This window comes from Glutamicibacter bergerei, assembly GCF_054495185.1.
The window spans coordinates 2,865,463-2,884,159 of sequence record NZ_CM137131.1 but is presented as its reverse complement, the minus strand read 5'-3'; the positions used below and the strand labels follow the sequence as shown (position 1 = coordinate 2,884,159).

Below are 18,697 nucleotides of genomic sequence, written 5' to 3'. Positions count from 1 at the left end.
ATGACTTGGCGCCAACGGCGACTCACGATCTGGTACGCGAAAGAAATAGGCTATTTCATGTCGGCCTGTAGTGCACGGTATGTGCGATTGCGCGCGCCAAGAATAAGTGCTCCGATGATTGCTGCCAGCAGCGAGCCGCACAGCACACCGACCTTCACATATTGCGCTTCCTCGCCTTGCGCGCCGAAGGCTAGTTCTCCGACCAGTAGTGAAACGGTGAAACCGATACCGGCGATAAATGACATACCAAGCAAGTCGATCCACTTAATGCTGCGGTCTAACTCGATACCGGGAAGCTTGGTGACCAAGAAGGTCGCGGTGGTGATGCCTATAGATTTGCCGAGGATCAGGCCCGCGATGATGCCTAGTGCAACGGGGCTGAGCAAGGATTCGCGCAGTCCCGCAAAGCCTCCGATAGCAACGCCGGCGGCGAAGAAAGCGAAAATTGGGATGGCGATGATCGAGGAGGCAATGCTCCAACGGTCAGCAAAATGAGCTGCTAGTCCTTCGTAGATTGGTTCCCCGTCTTTGTTCTTTCCAACGTTGACTCGTGCACGCTTAGAAGCGATAACGGGCACCATGAAGCCCAAAAGCACTCCGGCAACGGTGGCATGGATACCGGAAGCATGAACTAACGCCCACACGCTCACTCCCAGAGGTATGAGGATCCACCACGCACGGACTCCGCGCTGCACGGCAATAGTAAAGAGTGCTAGCGGAAGTAGTGCAATGAGCAGTGGGAGCCACGCCAGATCATCGGTGTAGAAGATGGCGATGATAGAAATGGCGAGCAGATCATCTACTACCGCCAGAGTCAGTAAGAAGGTGCGCAGGGCCGGGGGTAGGAATTTTCCGACCACCGCAATCACTGCTACGGCGAAGGCGATATCGGTAGCCGCCGGAATCGCCCATCCATTGATTGCGCTACTGCCGGAAGTGGTGATGACGATGGTGTAAAACACTGCGGGTAGCGCGACGCCACCAACGGCAGCGGCGATGGGGACAAGCGCGGTGCGCGGGTTGCGTAGTTTGCCAACTACGAACTCCTCTTTAAGCTCCAGGCCCACCACAAAGAAGAAGATGGCTAGCAGGCCGTCGGCGGCCCAAGCTCCGACGGAAAGATTCAAGTGCAGTGATTCGGGACCAAAAGTGAAATCTCTCAGATTCTCATACCAGGGTGCGGCCGGAGAATTGACGAGAATCAGTGCAGCAATTGTCGCGCAAAGCAACAACAGGCCACCCATGGAATCTTGTTTGAGCGTCTGATTGATTCCGCGCCAGATGGCATGCGGTGCTTGACGGGTTGCGTCAGAAGATGGGTGCGGCAAAGTAAGGTGTCCTTCTTAGAGAAAGGGAAAATGGCGTGAAGGCGCGCGAAAGGTACTTATTAAAAGTGTGTGGGGCGCGCGATTAGTAGCGCGGTGGTGGGCAGCCAGCGATTTCGCCGTGCGCGTTCGTTCCCCAGGAACTCATCCACCCGTTGGTGCCACTGGCACGCTTGGTCAGCAGTTTCCCCTTAGGGAAAACGGCAGCGGTCAAGCGCTGCACATGCGTGATAACCGAGTAGGACATACTTCAACTCTATAGTGTCGGGCCACTGGGCCCTAATGCGGTTTTTGTCCGCTACTTCCTGCTAGCGGTAGCTAGACAAAGTCCCCGAAATGGTCCGAATGTGCGAGCAATGCTCACTCATTTGGTATGCAGGTCAGCGATGAATGATTCGGCTCGTTCAAGATTTAGTGCCAATTTATTGCGCTTGGTGATGGCTCGTTCGGTGTATTCGTCGAGCTTAACACGTGCGGTTTTGTTGCCCGGTTCAGCGTCCAAAATGTCTACTGTGTCTAGCAGTTCGCCCATCTCTTCCAAGGTGAAACCCAGTGGCTTCATAGAACGGATGACCAGCATGCGCTGTAAATCTGATTCGGTATATAAGCGAAATCCGCCCTCGCTACGGGTACTGGCCGGCAGGAGTCCCACCTCGTCGTAGTGACGGATCGTGCGGTGTGAGAGTCCCGTGGCTTCGACCATATCGCCAATATGTAGGGTGCTCTTGTTGGTGGCTGTTGGTTCGGGTTCATTCATGGGATCCTCCGTGATCGTCAATTACAACCCTACCCTCACGTTAGGTTAGAGTTGTACTAGATTTTGCAAGCCCTACCGAAGAGGTAGCCCTTGACTCCTGCTGAGCGCAACGACGCGCTACCAAGAATTCTATGCAATCCCAAGGGCTTATGCCCTAAATCCATCAATGAATGGAGTCTCATTCGTGAGCACACAAGCACCCGCAGAACACCAAGCTCTCACACCCGTGGAGCGGCAATCGGTGCTACGCACCCTGAAGTCCCCGCGCCTACTTAAAACCGAAGTACTCGCCGGACTGGTCGTCGCGCTGGCTCTCATTCCAGAGGCCATCGCCTTCTCCATCATCGCCGGTGTTGACCCACGCATTGGTCTCTTTGCGTCCTTTACCATGGCGGTCTCAATCGCCTTCCTCGGCGGACGTCCCGCCATGATTTCCGCCGCTACCGGTGCCATCGCCCTAGTGATCGCACCGTTGGTGGAAAGCCACGGCATTGACTACTTCATTGCCGCAGTAATTATGGCCGGCATTTTCCAGGTTCTTCTTGCGGTCTTAGGGGTTGCCAAACTGATGCGGTTCATTCCGCGTCAGGTGATGGTTGGCTTCGTCAACGCGCTGGCGATCCTGATTTTCATGTCCCAGGTCCCAGAACTACTCGGTGTCCCTTGGCTGGTCTACCCACTGACCGCGTTGGGACTTTGGATCGTCTTCGGCCTACCGAAACTGACTACCGCGATCCCAGCTCCGCTGGTTGCCATCGTCGTCTTGACCCTCATTACCGTTTTTGCGTCCCTGGCTGTTCCCACGGTAGGGGACCAGGGTGACCTACCTGAATCACTGCCAGCGCTGTTCTTCCCGGATTTTCCGTTGAACGTTGAAACGCTCCAGATCCTTTTCCCCTACGCCCTAGCCATGGCCTTCGTGGGACTTCTTGAATCACTGATGACTGCCAAGCTGGTAGATGATGTCACCGACACGCACTCGAACAAGACCCGCGAATCTTGGGGTCAGGGTGCCGCAAATATTATTACCGGCTTCTTTGGCGGCATGGGTGGTTGCGCGATGATCGGGCAAACCATGATCAACGTGAAAGCTTCCGGCGCGCGTACACGAATTTCCACCTTCCTGGCCGGTGTCTTCCTGCTCATCTTGGTGGTCGTCTTAGGCGATATTGTTGCGCTGATCCCGATGGCCGCTCTGGTTGCTGTGATGATCTTTGTATCGATTGCAACCTTCGACTGGCACAGTATCAAGCCCTCCACTCTGCGCATGATGCCTAAGAGCGAAACCACCGTCATGCTGGTGACCGTGATCTTCACCGTTGCCACCCACAACCTCGCAATCGGCGTCGGTGCCGGTGTACTGACCGCGATGAGCCTCTTCGCAAACCGTGTGGCACATTTCGTGACGGTGACCCGCACGATGGAAGAACATTTTGATCAGGAAATTGCGAAGTATGTGGTCGACGGCGAGCTGTTCTTTGCTTCGTCCAATGACTTGTACATGCAGTTCAACTACGCTGAAGATCCTGAAAACGTCGTCATTGATATGCATCAATCACACCTGTGGGATGCCTCGACCATAGCGGCTTTAGATTCCATTACGGACAAGTACGAGAAGTGTGGGAAAAACGTGGAAGTTTCAGGTCTGAACTTGGCCAGTACCAATATGCGTGAACGCATGCGTGGAAAGCTCGGCGGACATTAGCGAAGTGGAATAAAATGGTGGCGACGGAATCAAATCCGTCGCCACCTTTTGAATAAGAACTCTGCTAATTTGCGCCTAGCACGCTAATCGAGTCGATCGCGGCGTTTGCATCCTTGGCCAAACGTTCTGGCATCGGTGCACTCTTTGCGGAATCCGCGGCGATCTTTTGGCCTTCATTGCTCACTACGTAGTGCCCGAAGGTTTTGATCAGCTCAATGGTCTGCGGATCCTCGTATGAACTGCAGAACAGCAAGTAGGAGACCAATACCAGCGGATATGCGCCGGGAGCAGTGGTCTTACGGTCTAGCTCAAGGGCAATGTCATGGGCATCTCGGCCTTCGACGCGTTTAGATTCTGCGACGGCGAGGGCAGCTGCCTCTCCACTAACCTCGACAAATTCGTCACCAACCTTGAGGTTCACCTTGCCCAAGGTTGCGTCAACGAGCGAATCATCGGCGTACGCGATGGTGCCTTCGGTGCGCGCCACGGTGGTCACCACACCGGCGTTACCCTGCGCTTTTTCCAAGGAAATATTGTTGGGCCAGCTACCATCGGGCTCGTACTTCCATACCTCAGGCGCGGCGCTATGCAGGTATTCGGTGAAGTTTTCGGTGGTACCTGAATCATCGGAGCGTGCCACTACCGTCATAGGGATATCGGGAAGTTCCACCTCTGGGTTGAGCTTGGCGATCGCGGGATCTTGCCAAGAGCGGATGTCCCGATTGAAGATCCCGGCGATGGTATCCGCGTCAAGGTTCAATTCGTGGATACCTGGCAGGTTGAACGTGACGGCGATCGGGGAAATGTAGGCGGGGATGTTGATGGCGCCGCCCGGTCCACAAGTCTGTTGGGACCGCTGGACTTCTTCGTCTTTGAGGTACGCATCTGAGCCGGCGAATTCTGTTGCCGAGGCCAGCAGGCCTTCACGTCCGGCGCCGGAGCCGACCGAGGCATACTGCACCTGTACTTTAGGATGCAAGACAGAGAAGCCGGTAGTCCACGCGTTCATGGCGGCGTTTTGTGCGGTGGAGCCACCACCGGTCAAGGTGCCACGCAAGTCGGAGGTATTTGCCTTGGCGGCCTCCTTTTGAGCCTCACCGAGCGGATAATCGGAGCCGCACCCGGTAAGCAACACGGTGATTCCAAGTCCGAGTGCCACGATGGAACGCGGGGATCGAAGAGCGAAACGTCGAGGTGGATTAGCTGGGCGCATCAGGGCTCCTGAGGTGCTGGGAGAGTCAGGGAGGGGAAGGGATTTAGCAGTGGTGTCACGGCAGTTGCGAACAGCCACCGTGACACCGGAGAGTTATTTTTCTGCTAGTTCGACATTGCCATGCAAAGTGCCAGTTGCAAAACCGATGGTCAGCGGTTCCGCCGGTCCGCAGCATGAATCGGCAGCAGGTGCCGGTTCGCTGCCGCAGGAACTTGCTACCGCTGGCGCGTCGCAGGAGCCGCCTAAATCGGTAGAGCACACTCCAGTTTCTGGGAGGTCCAATTCAACTCTGCGGGCAGCCTCGTGATCTCCGGATAGGTGAGCGGCGATGGAGCGAACCTGCTCGTAACCGGTGGCCATCAGGAAGGTGGGTGCGCGTCCGTAGCTTTTCATGCCAACGATGTAGAAGTTCTTTTCCGGGTGGGAAAGTTCCTTCTCACCGTGCGCGCTGACCGTGCCGCAGCTGTGGAATTCTGGATCGATCAAAGGACCCAATGCGCTGGGTGCTTCAACGGTCTGGTCAAGATCCAAGCGCAGTTCCGAGAGCATGGTCAGATCGGGGCGGAATCCGGTGGCCGGGACGATGCGGTCCACTTCCAGCACCCGGCCGTCAGCTAGATTCACGCTCAACTTCTCGCCGACCGTCAGGGAACCAACTGACACGTTTTCTACTAGGCTGACGTGCTCATTTTCTACCAGTCGGCGTAGCGAAGTGCCCAGCTGCCCGCGTGCGGGAAGCTCATCTGCTGCCCCTCCGCCGTAAAGTCGAATCGGGTTTGCCTGGCCGCGCAGCCCCCACAGCACCTTGGTGTCAGGGCGTTCTTTCTGTAAACGGCCCAGCGAGATGATGGTGTTCGCCGCCGAGTGACCGGCGCCAAGTACCAGGATGGTTTTGCCAGCAAAATCTTCGCTGTCTGCACCCAATGGATCTGGCAATGGGGAAGTGATGAAGCCTGCGGCGTGGGCTTCGGACTCGCCAATTGCCTCGATACCGGAACGTCCTACCGGGTTTGGCTGGTTCCAGGTGCCGGTGGCATCAATGACCGCGCGCGCCTGCAGATCTACAGCGCCCTGTGCTGTTTCGGTGCGGATCAAGAACAATGACTCATCGCGGTCTGCGGTGCGGGCCTTATCAACGCCTCGACCATCCTGATGCAAGCGACTGATCTTGGTCACTCGGTGACCGTATATGATCTGTGAGATCAGTTTGGGGTGGCTTGCCAGCGGTTCGAGGTATTGCTCCAGAAATTCAGCGCCGGTAGGCAACTTGGTTTCCCGTGGGGCTACCCAGTCGCCGGTATTTTCCAGCAAGCGTCGTGCGGCGGCATCGATGTTGAAGCGCCAGGGGGAAAACAACTTAATGTGCTTCCACTGTTTTATGGTGGCGCCAACGCTCGCCCCTGCTTCGAGAACTAGAACTTCTTGGTCCTGTTCAATGAGGTGTGCGGCGGCTGCCAGCCCGGTTGGTCCGGCGCCAATGACAACTACGGGATAATTCTCGGTCATTTTGGTTCCTAAAAGATGCATTTACGCGGTGGGTAGAAGCTCCGCAATGAGCGTCTCGATACGGGCACGAATGTCATCGCGGATCGGGCGAACAGCATCAACACCCTGGCCCGCTGGGTCATCAAGTTTCCAATCTTCATAACGCTTGCCGGGGAAGATCGGACAGGTGTCGCCGCAACCCATGGTGATGACGACGTCGGAGTCTTTGACGACCTCGGTGGTTAGGATCTTCGGGGTTTCGGCGGACATGTCGATGCCCAGCTCATTCATTGCCTCCACCGCGGCAGGGTTGACCGTGTTGGCCGGCTGCGAGCCTGCTGAGCGGACCTCAATACGACCTTCAGAGAGGTGGGAGAGGAACGCTGCGGCCACCTGTGAACGGCCGGCATTGTGGACACAAACGAAGAGTACTGAAGGCTTTTCAACGCTGCTCATGAATAATCTCCTAGGAAGAAATAGTTGTCGAAGCCGTGGGGAAGAATTTTCTGGCCCACAACGCTACGTAGACCAGAGCAATGAGGATTGGTACCTCAATCAGCGGTCCGACCACCCCGGCGAGAGCCTGGCCACTGGTCGCTCCGAAGGTGGCGATAGCCACGGCGATGGCTAGCTCAAAGTTATTGCCAGCTGCGGTGAACGCCAGCGTGGTGGTGCGTGGGTAGCCGAGCTTTAGCGCGTGTCCGATAAGCATTCCGGCACCGAAGACTACGACGAAGTAGATCAGCAGTGGAATCGCCATTCGCACCACGTCCAGTGGCTTGGAGATGATGTTGTCGCCTTGCAATGCGAAGAGCAACACAATGGTGATAAGCAGTCCGTACAGAGCCCACGGTCCGATTTTTGGCAAGAATTTATTTTCATACCAGTCGCGTCCCTTGACCTTTTCACCGAAGGTTCGCGTGAGGAATCCGGCGAGTAGCGGAATGCCAAGGAAGACTAACACCGAGAGCGTGATCGCGGCGATGGAGAATTCTGCGCTGGTAGTTTCCAGACCGAGCCAGGAAGGAAGCAACTGTAGGTAGAACCAGCCCAGGGCGCCGAAAGCGACCACTTGGAAGACGGAGTTGATAGCGACCAATACCGCAGCAGCTTCACGGTCGCCGCATGCCAGATCGTTCCAGATGAAGACCATGGCAATACAACGAGCAAGGCCTACGATGATCAGACCGGTGCGGTACTCGGGAAGGTCTGCGAGGAACACCCAGGCCAAGACGAACATGAACGCCGGAGCCAAAAGCCAATTGATCACCAATGAAGTGATCATAAGTTTCTTATCGGCTAAAACTCGGCCAGTTTCGTTGTAACGGACCTTAGCGAGGACCGGATACATCATCACCAGCAGGCCGATAGCGATCGGCACCGAAACCCCGGCGATGGTGAATCGATCTAAGAGCGCGCCCAGTTGTGGGAAGATACGTCCTAATCCTAGACCGACGCCCATTGCTAGCAGAATCCACAGCGCGAGATATCGGTCCAGGAAAGAAAGTTTTACAGACACGGGGGCCGTATCAGGCGCGGTCGTAGGTGTCACGCAGGCATCGCTCCAAAAGTAGACATCGACGAGCGTCGATGTCTCGAGTATGGTTGTCTATATCGACGTTTGTCAATCTCTGTAAAGAGTGTAGAAAAGGGCCGTCCAAATGAGCGCAATCACCACAGATACTGTTGAGTTGGGTCTACAGATAACCGATGAGACGTGCTGTGTTCCAGCTTCTGGTGACAAGGTCTTGCAGTTCGCGGAAGCCGAGCTGCTTGCCGCGCGTTTTAAAGCCCTGAGTGATCCCAACCGACTGCGTATTCTCTCCATCGTGTCGTCAAGCGAAGAGTTGGAAACCTGCGTCTGTGACTTATCTGAGCCGCTTGGGTTGAAGCAGCCCACGGTCTCCCACCATTTGAAGATCCTGGTTGATGCGGGCATCCTGCACCGCGAAAAGCGTGGTGTGTGGGCATACTTTTCTGTAGTTCCCGGGGCCTTAGAATCCTTGGCCTCAAGCTTATTGCCGAAGAACTAAGCGTCGGCCCAGGTCTTGGCGAGTGACGCAATTTTTCAGTCACTTACGAAGAGGCAGCATGAAAATGCTCAGGCCGGAGTCTCTTCAAAGACGATTGTTGTCCTTAGTGTCGAGCTAAGTTTATTGTTCTAGTATTGGCCCAAAAGTAGAGCAATCCAAGAGCGCAGAAATTATCTTCTGAGTAGTCCACAGCCCGTGAAAACCCCACCAAAATGTCGGTACCACGCGGGAAAATAGACTATGAGCATCCAGCATGCATTCACCAACGACGACGACGAACACCGTCTACCGCTGAACCCGCCAGGAACCAGGAAAATCTCCCACCTCGACGGGCCATTAGCTTGCGCGATTGAACACGAAAACGAATTCGCTCAAGTCCTGGAACTCGCCTCCACCCTCTACCACGGACCCCCACGCACCGACCCCGCCCAAGGACTCACCGAGCTGAAAGCCATCGCCTACCTACGCCGTGCCCTCGACGCAGCAGAAGCCGTGATCCTCACCGACAGCATCGAACTCGTCGCCCAATCAACGGCCGAATACGCTGCCGACACCGCCAGCACCGCCCCACAAGGCGAAACTGAGAAGCAACGCGACCAACGCATCAGCGCCCACTACTACGGAGTGGACCCAGCCAGCGACCAGATCATCACCTCCAGCTTCGTTGCTGAAGCGGCCGTCGCTTTACGAGAAACAGTCGAGAAAACACGGGCGAAACTGTTCACTGCCAAAGGGCTACGCTACCTATGCCCTGAAACGCTGAACGCGTTATCGCGCGGGCTGATCACCACTAAAGCCGCCCAAGAGATGGTGAAGCAAACACAAGACCTGACGCCAGAGGATATCCGCCGGATGGAGCACTCACTATTGCCGGTCGCAAAGACCGCCAGTGATGCCAGTTTCAGTCAGCGTGCCCGCCGGTTGCACCGCAAATTGGATCCCGTCTCGGCTGCTGATCGTCACGAATCCGCGAAGGACGGACGGTGTGTGACGCTGTGGGATGAACCTGACGGGATGGCCGCGTTGAAACTTTACGCGCCAGCACAGGACGTGTACTCGATTTATAACACGGTGAAAGCTTTCGCCCAGCAAGACGTAGATCTAGACGATACCCGGACCCAAGCTCAGCGTCACGCCGATATTCTGCGTGACGCTCTCTTAGATGGGTGGCCCGCTACCGGGGGAACACCGTTGAAGCCACGGGTAGTGGTGACCATCCCAGCAGTGGAAGCACTTGTTAATCCTCGCCGGGGGTTAGCTGAGCTTGAAGGGTACGGCCCCATCCCGATGGGAGTCGCCTTGACTCTGGCTCAGGAGGCCCCGTCAATGCTTCGGGTGCTCACTGATCCGTGGACCGGGGCAGCTATTGATGTGGGACGTAAAAGGTATCGCCCGTCGGTGGCGTTGAAGGATTTGTTGTTGGTCCGTGACCGGTGTTGTCGTTTTCCTGGGTGCCGGCGTACCGCGCAGAGTTGCGAGGTGGATCATATTGAGGGGTGGGCTCAAGGTGGGCATACTAGTGGCGCTAATTCGCAGTTACTGTGTAAGCGGCATCAGATGTTTAAGCATGCGTTGGGGTGGCAGTCGATTAGTCGCCCTGATGGGTCGGTCAGTTGGCGGACCCCGCATGGGCTGAACTATGTGTCGGTGCCTGGTGGGGTGGAGAACGTCTCTGGTTTTGAGCATATTCATGATCGGACGCCGGTGTTGGAAGTGGGCCTGACTGATCAGGTGCGTAGGGTGTTGGGGTGGGCTGATCCACCAGATCCGCCAGATCCGCCTGATCGGCCTGATCAGTTAGCCAGCTAGAAGCTGGCTTTCCTTGAAGCATCGTTGAGTGACTGAAATTTTCATTCACTACCGCACGATCACATCACCTATTGAGAGATTCGTTCTCACCCCCTTTTTCGTTTCAGTGGATTGTGTCCGCTGAATCGGGGTGGTGTCTGGTTCCTTTGATGATATTTGCTGGTTCTATAGATGTCCGGCGATTAGGTGTACAGTACGAATCTAGGACGTTGCTAGTCACTGACTCAAATTTTCAGTCAACCCTACGTCTGCCGGGAAACAGGTTTCCGACTGGAAGATCGGTCCCATGAAAGTTCCTAAGCCGGTAGCTCAGGCTGACTATTTGGCAGTGATGTCTCAAACCGATGAAGGATATTAGTAGGGAGAAAATGGTGGGATGAACCAGTCACCATTAGCCGCAGCGTCGTTCAGCGCACGCACGGTTTCTTGCACCGCCTTATTGCGTAGCGCTTCTTCACGGCCAACCAACCAATATTCGGAGTGGTAACTAAACTCGTCGTGAAGTACCGGAACCATATTGGCGTAATGCTTGGACAAAAATACTGGCAGCAAACCGATCCCTGCATGGTTCATGGTCGCCGCATATTGCACAGCAATGCTCGTTGAGGAGATTGCGCGACGCATCGGAGGTAAGGCACTGGTGGCCTCATCAAGTTTGTCCACAGTCAGTGCAGTATCAATGTAGTAATTCAGGCTGTGATTCGACAGTTCCGACAGCTGTTTCGGGGTGCCATGAGCTTTAACATATTCAGCGGTGGCGTAGAGCCGTAACTCGTAGTCCAGTAGCTTGGTCGAGGCGGCTTTGCGCACGCTCGGCTCACCGATGACAATCTCCAAATCCATACCGGTCCGGGTTTGCCTCGCACGGGTCGTTTCCGAAACGATCTCAAAGACCAACTGCGGGTGGCGTTGCTGGAGTTTAGCCAGGGCAGGAGCAGCCAAGTGGGCGCTGAAAGCATCCGGTGCAGCAACTCTCACATGGCCACTGAGCGCATCGGGGTCTTCTTCGGTGCCAATGGCAGCCACCGCTTGCTCGATGGCTTCGGCGCTGGTCATTGCCCGCCTCCCCAGATCGGTCAGTTCCCACCCGTTGGGGGAGCGCGTGAGTAGGTGCCCGCCCATCGCCTTTTGTAACGCATCGATGCGCCGGGAGATTGTTGAGTGATTCACCCCGAGTACAGTGGCTGCTGCGGTGTACCGGCCAAGCCGTGCCACGGTCAATAGAGCAATCAAGGATTCAAGGTGGCGGTAATCGATCTGGCGGTCCATGGCTCTTAGTCTGGCACGGCCAGTGTGCGCTAGCGCACAATAGGCTTGCGATATTGGCGTGCCGTCTCTCATTGAGTCTTCGCTCTCCTCCCGTTTACGCTGGCCTGACAAGGACTTAAACCTAAGCACAAGAAAAGACGCGGGGTAGGGCGATGAGCACGTATGCATGGATTGGGCTAGGGAACATGGGCGGGCCGATGACCGCGAACCTGGTAAACGCCGGGCATACGGTGCGCGGTTACGACCTGAATCCACAGGCCTGCACCGCTGCTGCCGAGACTGGGGTGCAGATCAGCGACTCGATTGCGCACGCGATGGCCGGGGCAGATGCGGTCTTCACGATGTTGCCCAAGGGTGAGCACGTACGTGCGGTTTATGAAGCGCAAGACGGAGTATGGGCCAACGCGACGGCGCAGATGTTGCTCCTGGATTCATCCACCGTGGACATCGAATCTTCGCGAACGCTGCATGACGAGGCGACCGCGCGCGGGCTGAGTTTTGTGGATGCCCCGGTCTCCGGGGGAATTTCCGGAGCCGCTGACGCCACGCTCGCCTTTATGCTTGGCGGGGCACCGGAACTCATGGAACGCGCGCAAGAACTGATCTCCCCAATGTCAGGAAAGATCATTGTTGCTGGTGGTCCCACCAGTGGTATCGCGGCAAAGATTTGTAATAACATGATGCTTTTCATCGACCTGATGGCCAGCGCCGAAGGATCTCAACTGGCTGACAAGCTCGGGTTGGATCCGAAGGTGTTCTGGGAGATTGCCTCGGTCTCTTCCGGGCGTTCCTGGGCTCAACAGACCTGGTATCCGGTACCAGATGTCATCGCTACGGCCGCGGCAAATAACAACTTTGAAGCAACCTTCCGAGTAGATCTAGCGCGCAAAGACGTGGGGCTTGCACTCGATGCGGGTGTCATGACCGGGCTAGATCTGCCGGCGGCGGCTCTTGCGAGCGAACACTTTGACCGGCTCATTGATGAAGGGCTGGGCGATAAGGACTGCTCGTTGATCGTGAAGAACCTGGTGCCCGACGGCAAGGTGCGCGGTTACACCCCGACGAATACTGTCCCGGCCGGAAAATAAATCCATGCGCACCATTACCGCAGCGGTCCTGCACGCCTCCGGGGCATCGCGTCCCTACGCCCAGAGTAAGCCGCTGGTGCTCAGCGAGATACAGTTAGCTGACCCGGGGCCCGGAGAAGTGCTGGTGCGCATCGAGGCCGCTGGTCTTTGTCATTCGGATCTTTCGGTCATCGAAGGCAACCGGCCGCGTCCATTGCCAATGGTGCTCGGACATGAAGCCGCCGGCATCATCGAGATGCTCGGCGAGGGAGTCACCGATCTGCATCTGGGCCAACGCGTGGTGAGCGTATTTTTGCCACGCTGCGAAAAATGCGCCGCCTGCGCCACCGGTGGCAAATTGCCGTGCACCGCGGGAAGCGCGAGCAATGCCGCAGGAGAATTGCTCACCGGAACCAGGCGTCTGTCTAGTGAAGGGCAACCGATCAACCACCATTTAGGAGTGTCGGCATTTGCTAGCCATGCGGTACTTGACCGGCGTTCGGTGGTTCCGGTGGGTCAGGACGTGCCGGCGGAGGTTGCAGCGGTCTTAGGCTGCGCGGTGCTCACCGGAGGTGGCGCGTTATTAAATGCGGGCAAACCGAAACCCGGTCAAACACTGATGGTGATTGGTCTGGGTGGAGTCGGGATGGCCGCATTGCTGGTGGCTATCGCGCAGAGTGCAAAGTGGCCGGAGCCGGCTCGGCTGATTGCGGTCGATATGAACCCCGAGAAGTTACGCAGCGCGTTGGAGTTTGGCGCCAGTGAGGCTTATACCCCGGAGCAACTGAGATCCGCGGAAATTACCGCAGATGTGGTCATCGAGGCAGCCGGGCACCCACGGGCCTTTGAAGCCGCGGTGCGTGCCACGGCGTCCGGAGGAACCACCGTCACCGTGGGGCTTCCTCCGCCAGGGGCGCTGGCTGAAATTGAACCGCTGGCACTGACCAGTTCGGCGCGTACCATCATCGGCTCATATCTGGGCTCGGCAATCCCTGCCCGGGACATTCCCTACTATGAAAGTCTCTGGCGTAGCGGTTTGCTCCCGGTGGAAAAGCTACTGTGCGGAAACAAAGCGTTGAGCGAAATCAATGAGGCTTTTGACCAACTAGCCGACGGCAGTACCATCCGTCAGCTGATCACCTTTCCCTAGCCGAGCAGGCTGGCGCTCAGGCCGTGATAGTTTAGCGATTATGTCCGTGAAGAATTACCCCTCCAGCCTGCCGAACCTGCGTGAAGCTGGCGGGTTGCCAGCGTCCGGAGGAAGAATCCGTGCCGGTTTGCTCTACCGCAGCGCCGTGCCGCACACCATTGATGAACCGCTGACCGGGTGGTTGGGTACCGAAAATATTACGCAAATTTTTGATCTACGTTCCACCGTCGAGACCAGTCGGTTACCGGGCTTCCCCGAAACCTTGCAAACGATCACACGCACCAGATTGCCCCTGCTCGAGGGCGCGCTCGCCGTACCGAGCACCATGCCGTCATTAGAAGAGCTTTATCTTCCGCTGGTGGCTAATCATGGGGGTGTGTGGGCCAAGATCGCCGGTGCCGTCGCACAATCGAACGAAGCCACGCTAGTGCATTGCACCGCGGGCAAGGATCGCACCGGGGTCGCGATTGCCTTGTTGCTCTTGGCCGTGGGCGCCGATCGTGATGCAGTGCTGGCCGATTACGCTGCATCTACCGCCGCACTGTCCGGTCCTTGGCTTGAATCCATGCGTACGATGCTCGCCGCTCACGACATTACGATGACCGAGAAAATGCAAAACCTGATGGTCGGCACCAGCATCGCTGGATTGGAGCGCGCCTTGGATCTAGCCATCACCGGGCACGGTTCGATCGCCGATTATCTGCTGGCTCACGGATTAACCGCTAAGCAATTTGAAGCCTTGGGGCAGCGGTTGGTGAGCGGCTCATGAAGCTGCCTGCGCCAACTGTCGGGCCGAGGGCCCTAGCGACGTTGACCGACCGACAGATCTTTGACTATCTATGCTTAAATCAGCCGGCCACCCGCACCCAGATCTCGACCGCGTTGGGATTGTCTAAACCCACCGCCTCGCAGGGTATTTCACGACTACAAGAAAATGGTCTGGTCAGCCCCGTTGAGGTTATGCCCGGTGCAGATGCCGCGGTGCGCCGTGGCCGTGCTCCGGAAAGCTACGGGATCAATCAGGGTTATGGACATCTGCTCGGCTTGAGTTTGGAAGCCGGTACGCTGCTTGGGCGCACCACCGACCTTGCCGGACACATCGTCGCGCAAGGGCACCGGGTGGTACCTACCGAGGCGAGCGCCGATCAGGTGCAACAGCTGGCAGGAAGCATGGTTGAAGAACTCACTGCCGCCAGCTCAGGACGCACGCTCGGTGCGGCACTGTCGCAAAGTTCACCGGTGCTACGCGTCGGGGTGGACGCCACCGCGTTACCTACACCTGTCTATCCAGGTTCGTCCGCCTCGCTGGCGCCGGTGGTTCAAGAGTTGACCGGCGCACCAGCTGTGCTGGATAACGATGTGAACTGGATGGCTGTGGCACAGGTTCGACACGATCAACCGCTGGCGGACTCATCGCTGATGCTGCTCTACGTAGGTCCGGGTATTGGTACCGCGCTGGTAATCGATGGCACGGTGCATCGTGGGGCCAGTGGCACCGCCGGCGAGCTCAATGGCTTGCGCCTGGGGGACCAAACCTTTCTGCAACGGCTGGCCGCGGCCGGGCTCACCGAGGACGGTAGTTCGAAGGTGGATTACGCGCGATTGGCCAAACTGTTGGCTGCGGGTGGGCCTACCGATCCGTTGGTAGAGAGCTTTACGCTGGTCTTAGCTGAGGTGCTGGGCAATCTACTGGCCTTTTTTGACCCACAGCGTTTGGTGCTGTGCGGACCACTGGCGCATTTCGAGGCTTTTACGCACAGCCTTAATCAGGCACTGGCTAGTAGGATGGGAGCTAACAGTAGCGTTGTCGAAGTTAGTGAGTTAGGCGAGGACGCGGCTTTGCGCGGTGCCTTATTTGGGGCACGTGCGCAGTATCTGGCGCGGCTGTGGTCCAACTACCGCATCGACGGTGCGTAGGCATTGACGGTATACGCCGACAGTAGCTATTGTAAAGAGTCCTTATAATAGTTTTTGGTTTGTTCATTTGAGTTGCTCAACTACATGAACCACACGCAGGGGAGTAACCGATGGCAGCAAAACACTCGGCGTCAGCGCAAACACCGGCGCAGTTTGCGGCCCTCGGACTGGATCTGGGTGGTTCGTCGATCAAATACGGGCTGGTTGATACCTCCGGCGAGCTGGTGCAGAGCACCTTTGGGCAGGCGACCACTCCGGACGGGGCACACCCCGATGCCGTGGCCGAGGTCATGGCACAAATCCTGCGCGACCTTGCAGAACTTACCGGCGAAGACCTTGCCGGGCTACCTGCCGGAATTACCGTCCCGGGGATCGTCATCGACGGGGTGGTGCATTCGGCGGCTAATATCGACGAAGCCTGGATCGGATTGGATGCCGCGGCGCTGCTGAGCAAAACGCTAGATCGCCAGGTAACGATCCTCAACGATGCCGACGCCGCAGGCATGGCCGAGGTTTATGCGGGCGCCGGAGCCAGCAATGGCGAACCGATTCTAGGCAGCACCATGCTGCTCACCTTGGGTACCGGCATCGGCTCGGCATTCTTCCGTGATGGGGTGCTCTTCCCCAATATTGAGTTCGGGCATCTGGAAATTGACGGGTTTAACGCCGAAAGCAAGGCCGCTGCCCGGGTCATGCGTGAAGAAAACCTCAGCTGGGAGCAGTACATCACCCGGTTGCAGCGCTACCTCTCACAGGTCGAATTTTTGTGTAGCCCAGACTTGATCATCATCGGCGGGGCTATCTCCGAGGACCACGAGAAGTTCCTACCCAAGCTGAACCTGCGGGCCAAACTGGTGCCCGCCAAATACCACAACGCCGCCGGCGTGCTTGGCGCCGCACACCGCGCCATGCACCTAAGCACCTAGGATTTAAATGCACACGATTAACCCGAACGCTACGATCAAACTTGTCGCCGTAGACATGGACGGCACCTTCTTAGATGGAGAAGGACAGATCCCGGAGGCTGCCTGGGTGGTCATCGACGAGCTTCAGGCCAAGGGGATCAGTTTTGTTCCGGCCTCTGGGCGGCAGTTCGCCACCCTGCGTGAGCAGTTCGCGGCACTCGGTGAAATCGCGATCATCGCCGAGAACGGCACCGTGGTGATGCACGGCGAGCAAGAAATTTACTCCAACATCATCGATGCACAGTCGGTGACCTCGGTGATCGCCGCGACCCGCGCGCAGTCGGCGCTGGATGTTGGGCTGGTGCTCTGCGGCCGGCGAACCGCCTACGTGGAGCGGGATGATGAGGTCTTTCTTGCAGCCATTGCCCCGTACTACCGCGCGGTGCAGGTTGTCGAGGATCTAGACCAGGTCGAGGATGAAATCATCAAAATGGCGGTCAACGTCGCGACCGGCCAGGTGCAGGCGATGGCCGCTGCCCTCGACGTCCCCTTGCAGGTGGTAGTTTCTGGAAGCCACTGGGTGGACGCGATGAACCACGGAGTGCACAAGGGTCTAGCGCTGAAGGCATTGCAAGACAAGCTCGGTGTCACCCAAGATGAAACCGCGGTCTTCGGGGACTACCCCAATGATCTAGAAATGATCAAGGGTGCTACCTATTCCTTCGCCATGGCCAACGCACACCCGGTGGTTGCGGCCGCAGCGAACTTCACCGCGCCAGCAAATACCGAGCATGGGGTGCTGCAGGTTTTGCGCGCTTACCTTGAAGGACGCGACGAGCTCTAGGAGCTAGATGCCGTCTTGCTGCGCTAAATGGTTGGCGATGGCGTCGAAGGCGCGAATCGTGGGGAACAGCTTGGAAGCATCCTGCGGATATGGCCAGCTGGAGAGCTTCACACCAATCATCTTGGTGGCCGGGTTCATGTAAATCATCTGCCCGTGGATGCCAAGGGCCAGCGCGACATTTGAATTCGGGTAAGGGAACCAGATCTGGTTGCGGTAGCGTCCGCCGGGCATCATATTATCGCCCGGTGAGTCCGCGAAGGCTTTGAACTGGTCTTCGGTGCTGGTGAAGGTATCGGTGATCCAGCTCGGGTCAAAGACTCGCTGTCCACTCAACGACACCCCGTCGTTGATGTAGAGGTGACCGAAACGGGCCAGGTCGCGCAGGGTGGCATTAAAACCGCCGTCGAACATGCCGGTTCCGAACTGGTCGGTACCCATCACCAGGTCCTGTTGCGCGCCGATCTTGGCCCACACATAGTCGGAGATTAGCTGTTGCATGCGCGCCCCACCGGCGGCTTCCAACACCCAACCGAGCACGTCGGTCTCGCAGGAACGGTATTCAAAGGCCCCACCGTGGGAAGTTTTAGCCTTCAGCGTCAGCAGGTAGTCGTACATGCCGATGGGGCCGATGGCGCCGCTAGGCGGGGTCCAGCCGATGGCTTCCTCTAGCATGCGTACCTCGGCCTTGGGATCCAGGTACTCCTCGGAGAACTGAATTCCCGAACGCATATCTAGCAGGTGGCGTACCGTTGCCCCGGCGTAACCGGAGCGTTCAAGGGCTGGCACGTAGTCGGTGACCAGCTTGTTCACGTCGAGCTTTTCCGCGCTCACCAGCGCTGCGGCCACCGTGCCGACGACGGTTTTACTCATCGACATCAGCAGGTGGTCGGTTAGCGAGGTCATGGTGTTGTAGTACTTCTCCACCATCACCTTGCCCTTGCGCATGATCAGCAAACCGTCGGTGTTCGTCGAGTTGATTACTCCGCGTACGGTCAGTGAGGGATCGGTGGCGCTGCCCTTAGCGACCTCTAGATCACCAATCTCCATTTCGGTGAACGGCAGCTTGGCGATCGATTCGTCGCCGCGTGAGACCTTGGTGGTAGGTAGGAACTCGGCGATATTCTGGAAGGATACCTGGATGTTTTCCGGGTGCTGCCAGTTAGCGATCGTTAACTCGGGTACCGTGAGGCCGCTGGACATCTAGTGGTCGCTCTTCTC

Annotated in this window: 18 protein-coding genes; 9 read left to right on the top strand and 9 right to left on the bottom strand. The window is 57.2% G+C overall.

Annotation, left to right across the window (positions count from 1 at the left end):
* Positions 1–50: 50 nt before the first annotated feature.
* From nhaA to ACX5K5_RS13375, 3 genes are all read right to left on the bottom strand, one after another.
* Positions 51–1,328, bottom strand: a complete 1,278-nt coding sequence (gene nhaA / locus ACX5K5_RS13385) for a Na+/H+ antiporter NhaA (RefSeq protein ID WP_459174526.1) — start codon at positions 1,326–1,328, stop codon at positions 51–53.
* 82 nt (positions 1,329–1,410) lie between these two features.
* Positions 1,411–1,572 carry a hypothetical protein gene (locus ACX5K5_RS13380; protein WP_170947804.1) on the bottom strand — a complete coding sequence of 54 codons (162 nt, stop codon included), beginning with the start codon at positions 1,570–1,572 and terminating at the stop codon, positions 1,411–1,413.
* A 117-nt stretch (positions 1,573–1,689) separates the two neighbouring features.
* The gene (locus tag ACX5K5_RS13375) at positions 1,690–2,082 is read right to left on the bottom strand and encodes a MerR family transcriptional regulator (RefSeq protein ID WP_096255779.1); all 393 of its coding nucleotides are present in this window, start codon (positions 2,080–2,082) and stop codon (positions 1,690–1,692) included.
* Positions 2,083–2,266: 184 nt separating this feature from the next.
* Here ACX5K5_RS13375 and ACX5K5_RS13370 point away from each other — a divergent pair, with 184 nt between their 5' ends.
* Positions 2,267–3,787: a SulP family inorganic anion transporter gene (locus ACX5K5_RS13370; protein WP_459174525.1), complete on the top strand. Its 1,521-nt coding sequence runs from the start codon at positions 2,267–2,269 to the stop codon at positions 3,785–3,787.
* 64 nt (positions 3,788–3,851) lie between these two features.
* Here ACX5K5_RS13370 and pstS read toward each other — a convergent pair whose 3' ends face one another.
* The 4 genes from pstS to arsB all read right to left on the bottom strand — a co-directional run bounded on the left by pstS (position 3,852) and on the right by arsB (position 7,947).
* A complete protein-coding gene (gene pstS, locus ACX5K5_RS13365) occupies positions 3,852–5,000 on the bottom strand; it encodes a phosphate ABC transporter substrate-binding protein PstS (RefSeq protein WP_443449072.1) in 1,149 nt (382 codons plus the stop codon).
* A 93-nt stretch (positions 5,001–5,093) separates the two neighbouring features.
* Complete coding sequence (locus ACX5K5_RS13360; RefSeq protein ID WP_096255773.1) at positions 5,094–6,506, bottom strand: FAD-dependent oxidoreductase; 1,413 nt, start codon at positions 6,504–6,506, stop codon at positions 5,094–5,096.
* Positions 6,507–6,527: 21 nt separating this feature from the next.
* Positions 6,528–6,941, bottom strand: a complete 414-nt coding sequence (locus tag ACX5K5_RS13355; RefSeq protein ID WP_459174524.1) for an arsenate reductase ArsC — start codon at positions 6,939–6,941, stop codon at positions 6,528–6,530.
* 10 nt (positions 6,942–6,951) lie between these two features.
* On the bottom strand, positions 6,952–7,947 hold the full coding sequence (gene arsB, locus ACX5K5_RS13350) for an ACR3 family arsenite efflux transporter (protein ID WP_459175444.1): 996 nt from the start codon (positions 7,945–7,947) through the stop codon (positions 6,952–6,954).
* Positions 7,948–8,146: 199 nt separating this feature from the next.
* Here arsB and ACX5K5_RS13345 point away from each other — a divergent pair, with 199 nt between their 5' ends.
* Entirely contained in the window at positions 8,147–8,518 is a 372-nt protein-coding gene (locus tag ACX5K5_RS13345) for an ArsR/SmtB family transcription factor (protein ID WP_096255768.1), read from the top strand.
* Between the two features lie 240 nt (positions 8,519–8,758).
* Positions 8,759–10,327: an HNH endonuclease signature motif containing protein gene (locus tag ACX5K5_RS13340; RefSeq protein WP_459174523.1), complete on the top strand. Its 1,569-nt coding sequence runs from the start codon at positions 8,759–8,761 to the stop codon at positions 10,325–10,327.
* A gap of 354 nt (positions 10,328–10,681) precedes the next feature.
* Here the strand turns inward: ACX5K5_RS13340 and ACX5K5_RS13335 are convergent, their stop codons facing one another.
* A complete protein-coding gene (locus tag ACX5K5_RS13335) occupies positions 10,682–11,596 on the bottom strand; it encodes a LysR family transcriptional regulator (protein ID WP_096255765.1) in 915 nt (304 codons plus the stop codon).
* 152 nt (positions 11,597–11,748) lie between these two features.
* Here ACX5K5_RS13335 and mmsB point away from each other — a divergent pair, with 152 nt between their 5' ends.
* The 6 genes from mmsB to ACX5K5_RS13305 all read left to right on the top strand — a co-directional run bounded on the left by mmsB (position 11,749) and on the right by ACX5K5_RS13305 (position 17,479).
* Positions 11,749–12,684 (top strand): 3-hydroxyisobutyrate dehydrogenase, encoded by a 936-nt coding sequence (gene mmsB, locus ACX5K5_RS13330; protein ID WP_096255763.1) that lies wholly within the window; start codon positions 11,749–11,751, stop codon positions 12,682–12,684.
* 4 nt (positions 12,685–12,688) lie between these two features.
* Positions 12,689–13,813 (top strand): alcohol dehydrogenase catalytic domain-containing protein, encoded by a 1,125-nt coding sequence (locus tag ACX5K5_RS13325; RefSeq protein WP_442346509.1) that lies wholly within the window; start codon positions 12,689–12,691, stop codon positions 13,811–13,813.
* Between the two features lie 40 nt (positions 13,814–13,853).
* Positions 13,854–14,582 carry a tyrosine-protein phosphatase gene (locus ACX5K5_RS13320; RefSeq protein ID WP_096255758.1) on the top strand — a complete coding sequence of 243 codons (729 nt, stop codon included), beginning with the start codon at positions 13,854–13,856 and terminating at the stop codon, positions 14,580–14,582.
* Positions 14,579–15,730 (top strand): ROK family transcriptional regulator, encoded by a 1,152-nt coding sequence (locus ACX5K5_RS13315; protein ID WP_096255756.1) that lies wholly within the window; start codon positions 14,579–14,581, stop codon positions 15,728–15,730. Before ACX5K5_RS13320 ends, ACX5K5_RS13315 begins: the two co-directional genes overlap by 4 nt.
* 110 nt (positions 15,731–15,840) lie before the next feature.
* Positions 15,841–16,656, top strand: a complete 816-nt coding sequence (gene ppgK, locus ACX5K5_RS13310; protein ID WP_459174522.1) for a polyphosphate--glucose phosphotransferase — start codon at positions 15,841–15,843, stop codon at positions 16,654–16,656.
* 7 nt (positions 16,657–16,663) lie between these two features.
* Positions 16,664–17,479, top strand: coding sequence for a Cof-type HAD-IIB family hydrolase (locus ACX5K5_RS13305; RefSeq protein WP_443449081.1), 816 nt, complete (start codon positions 16,664–16,666; stop codon positions 17,477–17,479).
* A 3-nt stretch (positions 17,480–17,482) separates the two neighbouring features.
* Here the strand turns inward: ACX5K5_RS13305 and ACX5K5_RS13300 are convergent, their stop codons facing one another.
* The gene (locus ACX5K5_RS13300; RefSeq protein WP_459174521.1) at positions 17,483–18,679 is read right to left on the bottom strand and encodes a serine hydrolase domain-containing protein; all 1,197 of its coding nucleotides are present in this window, start codon (positions 18,677–18,679) and stop codon (positions 17,483–17,485) included.
* Positions 18,680–18,697 lie beyond the last annotated feature (18 nt).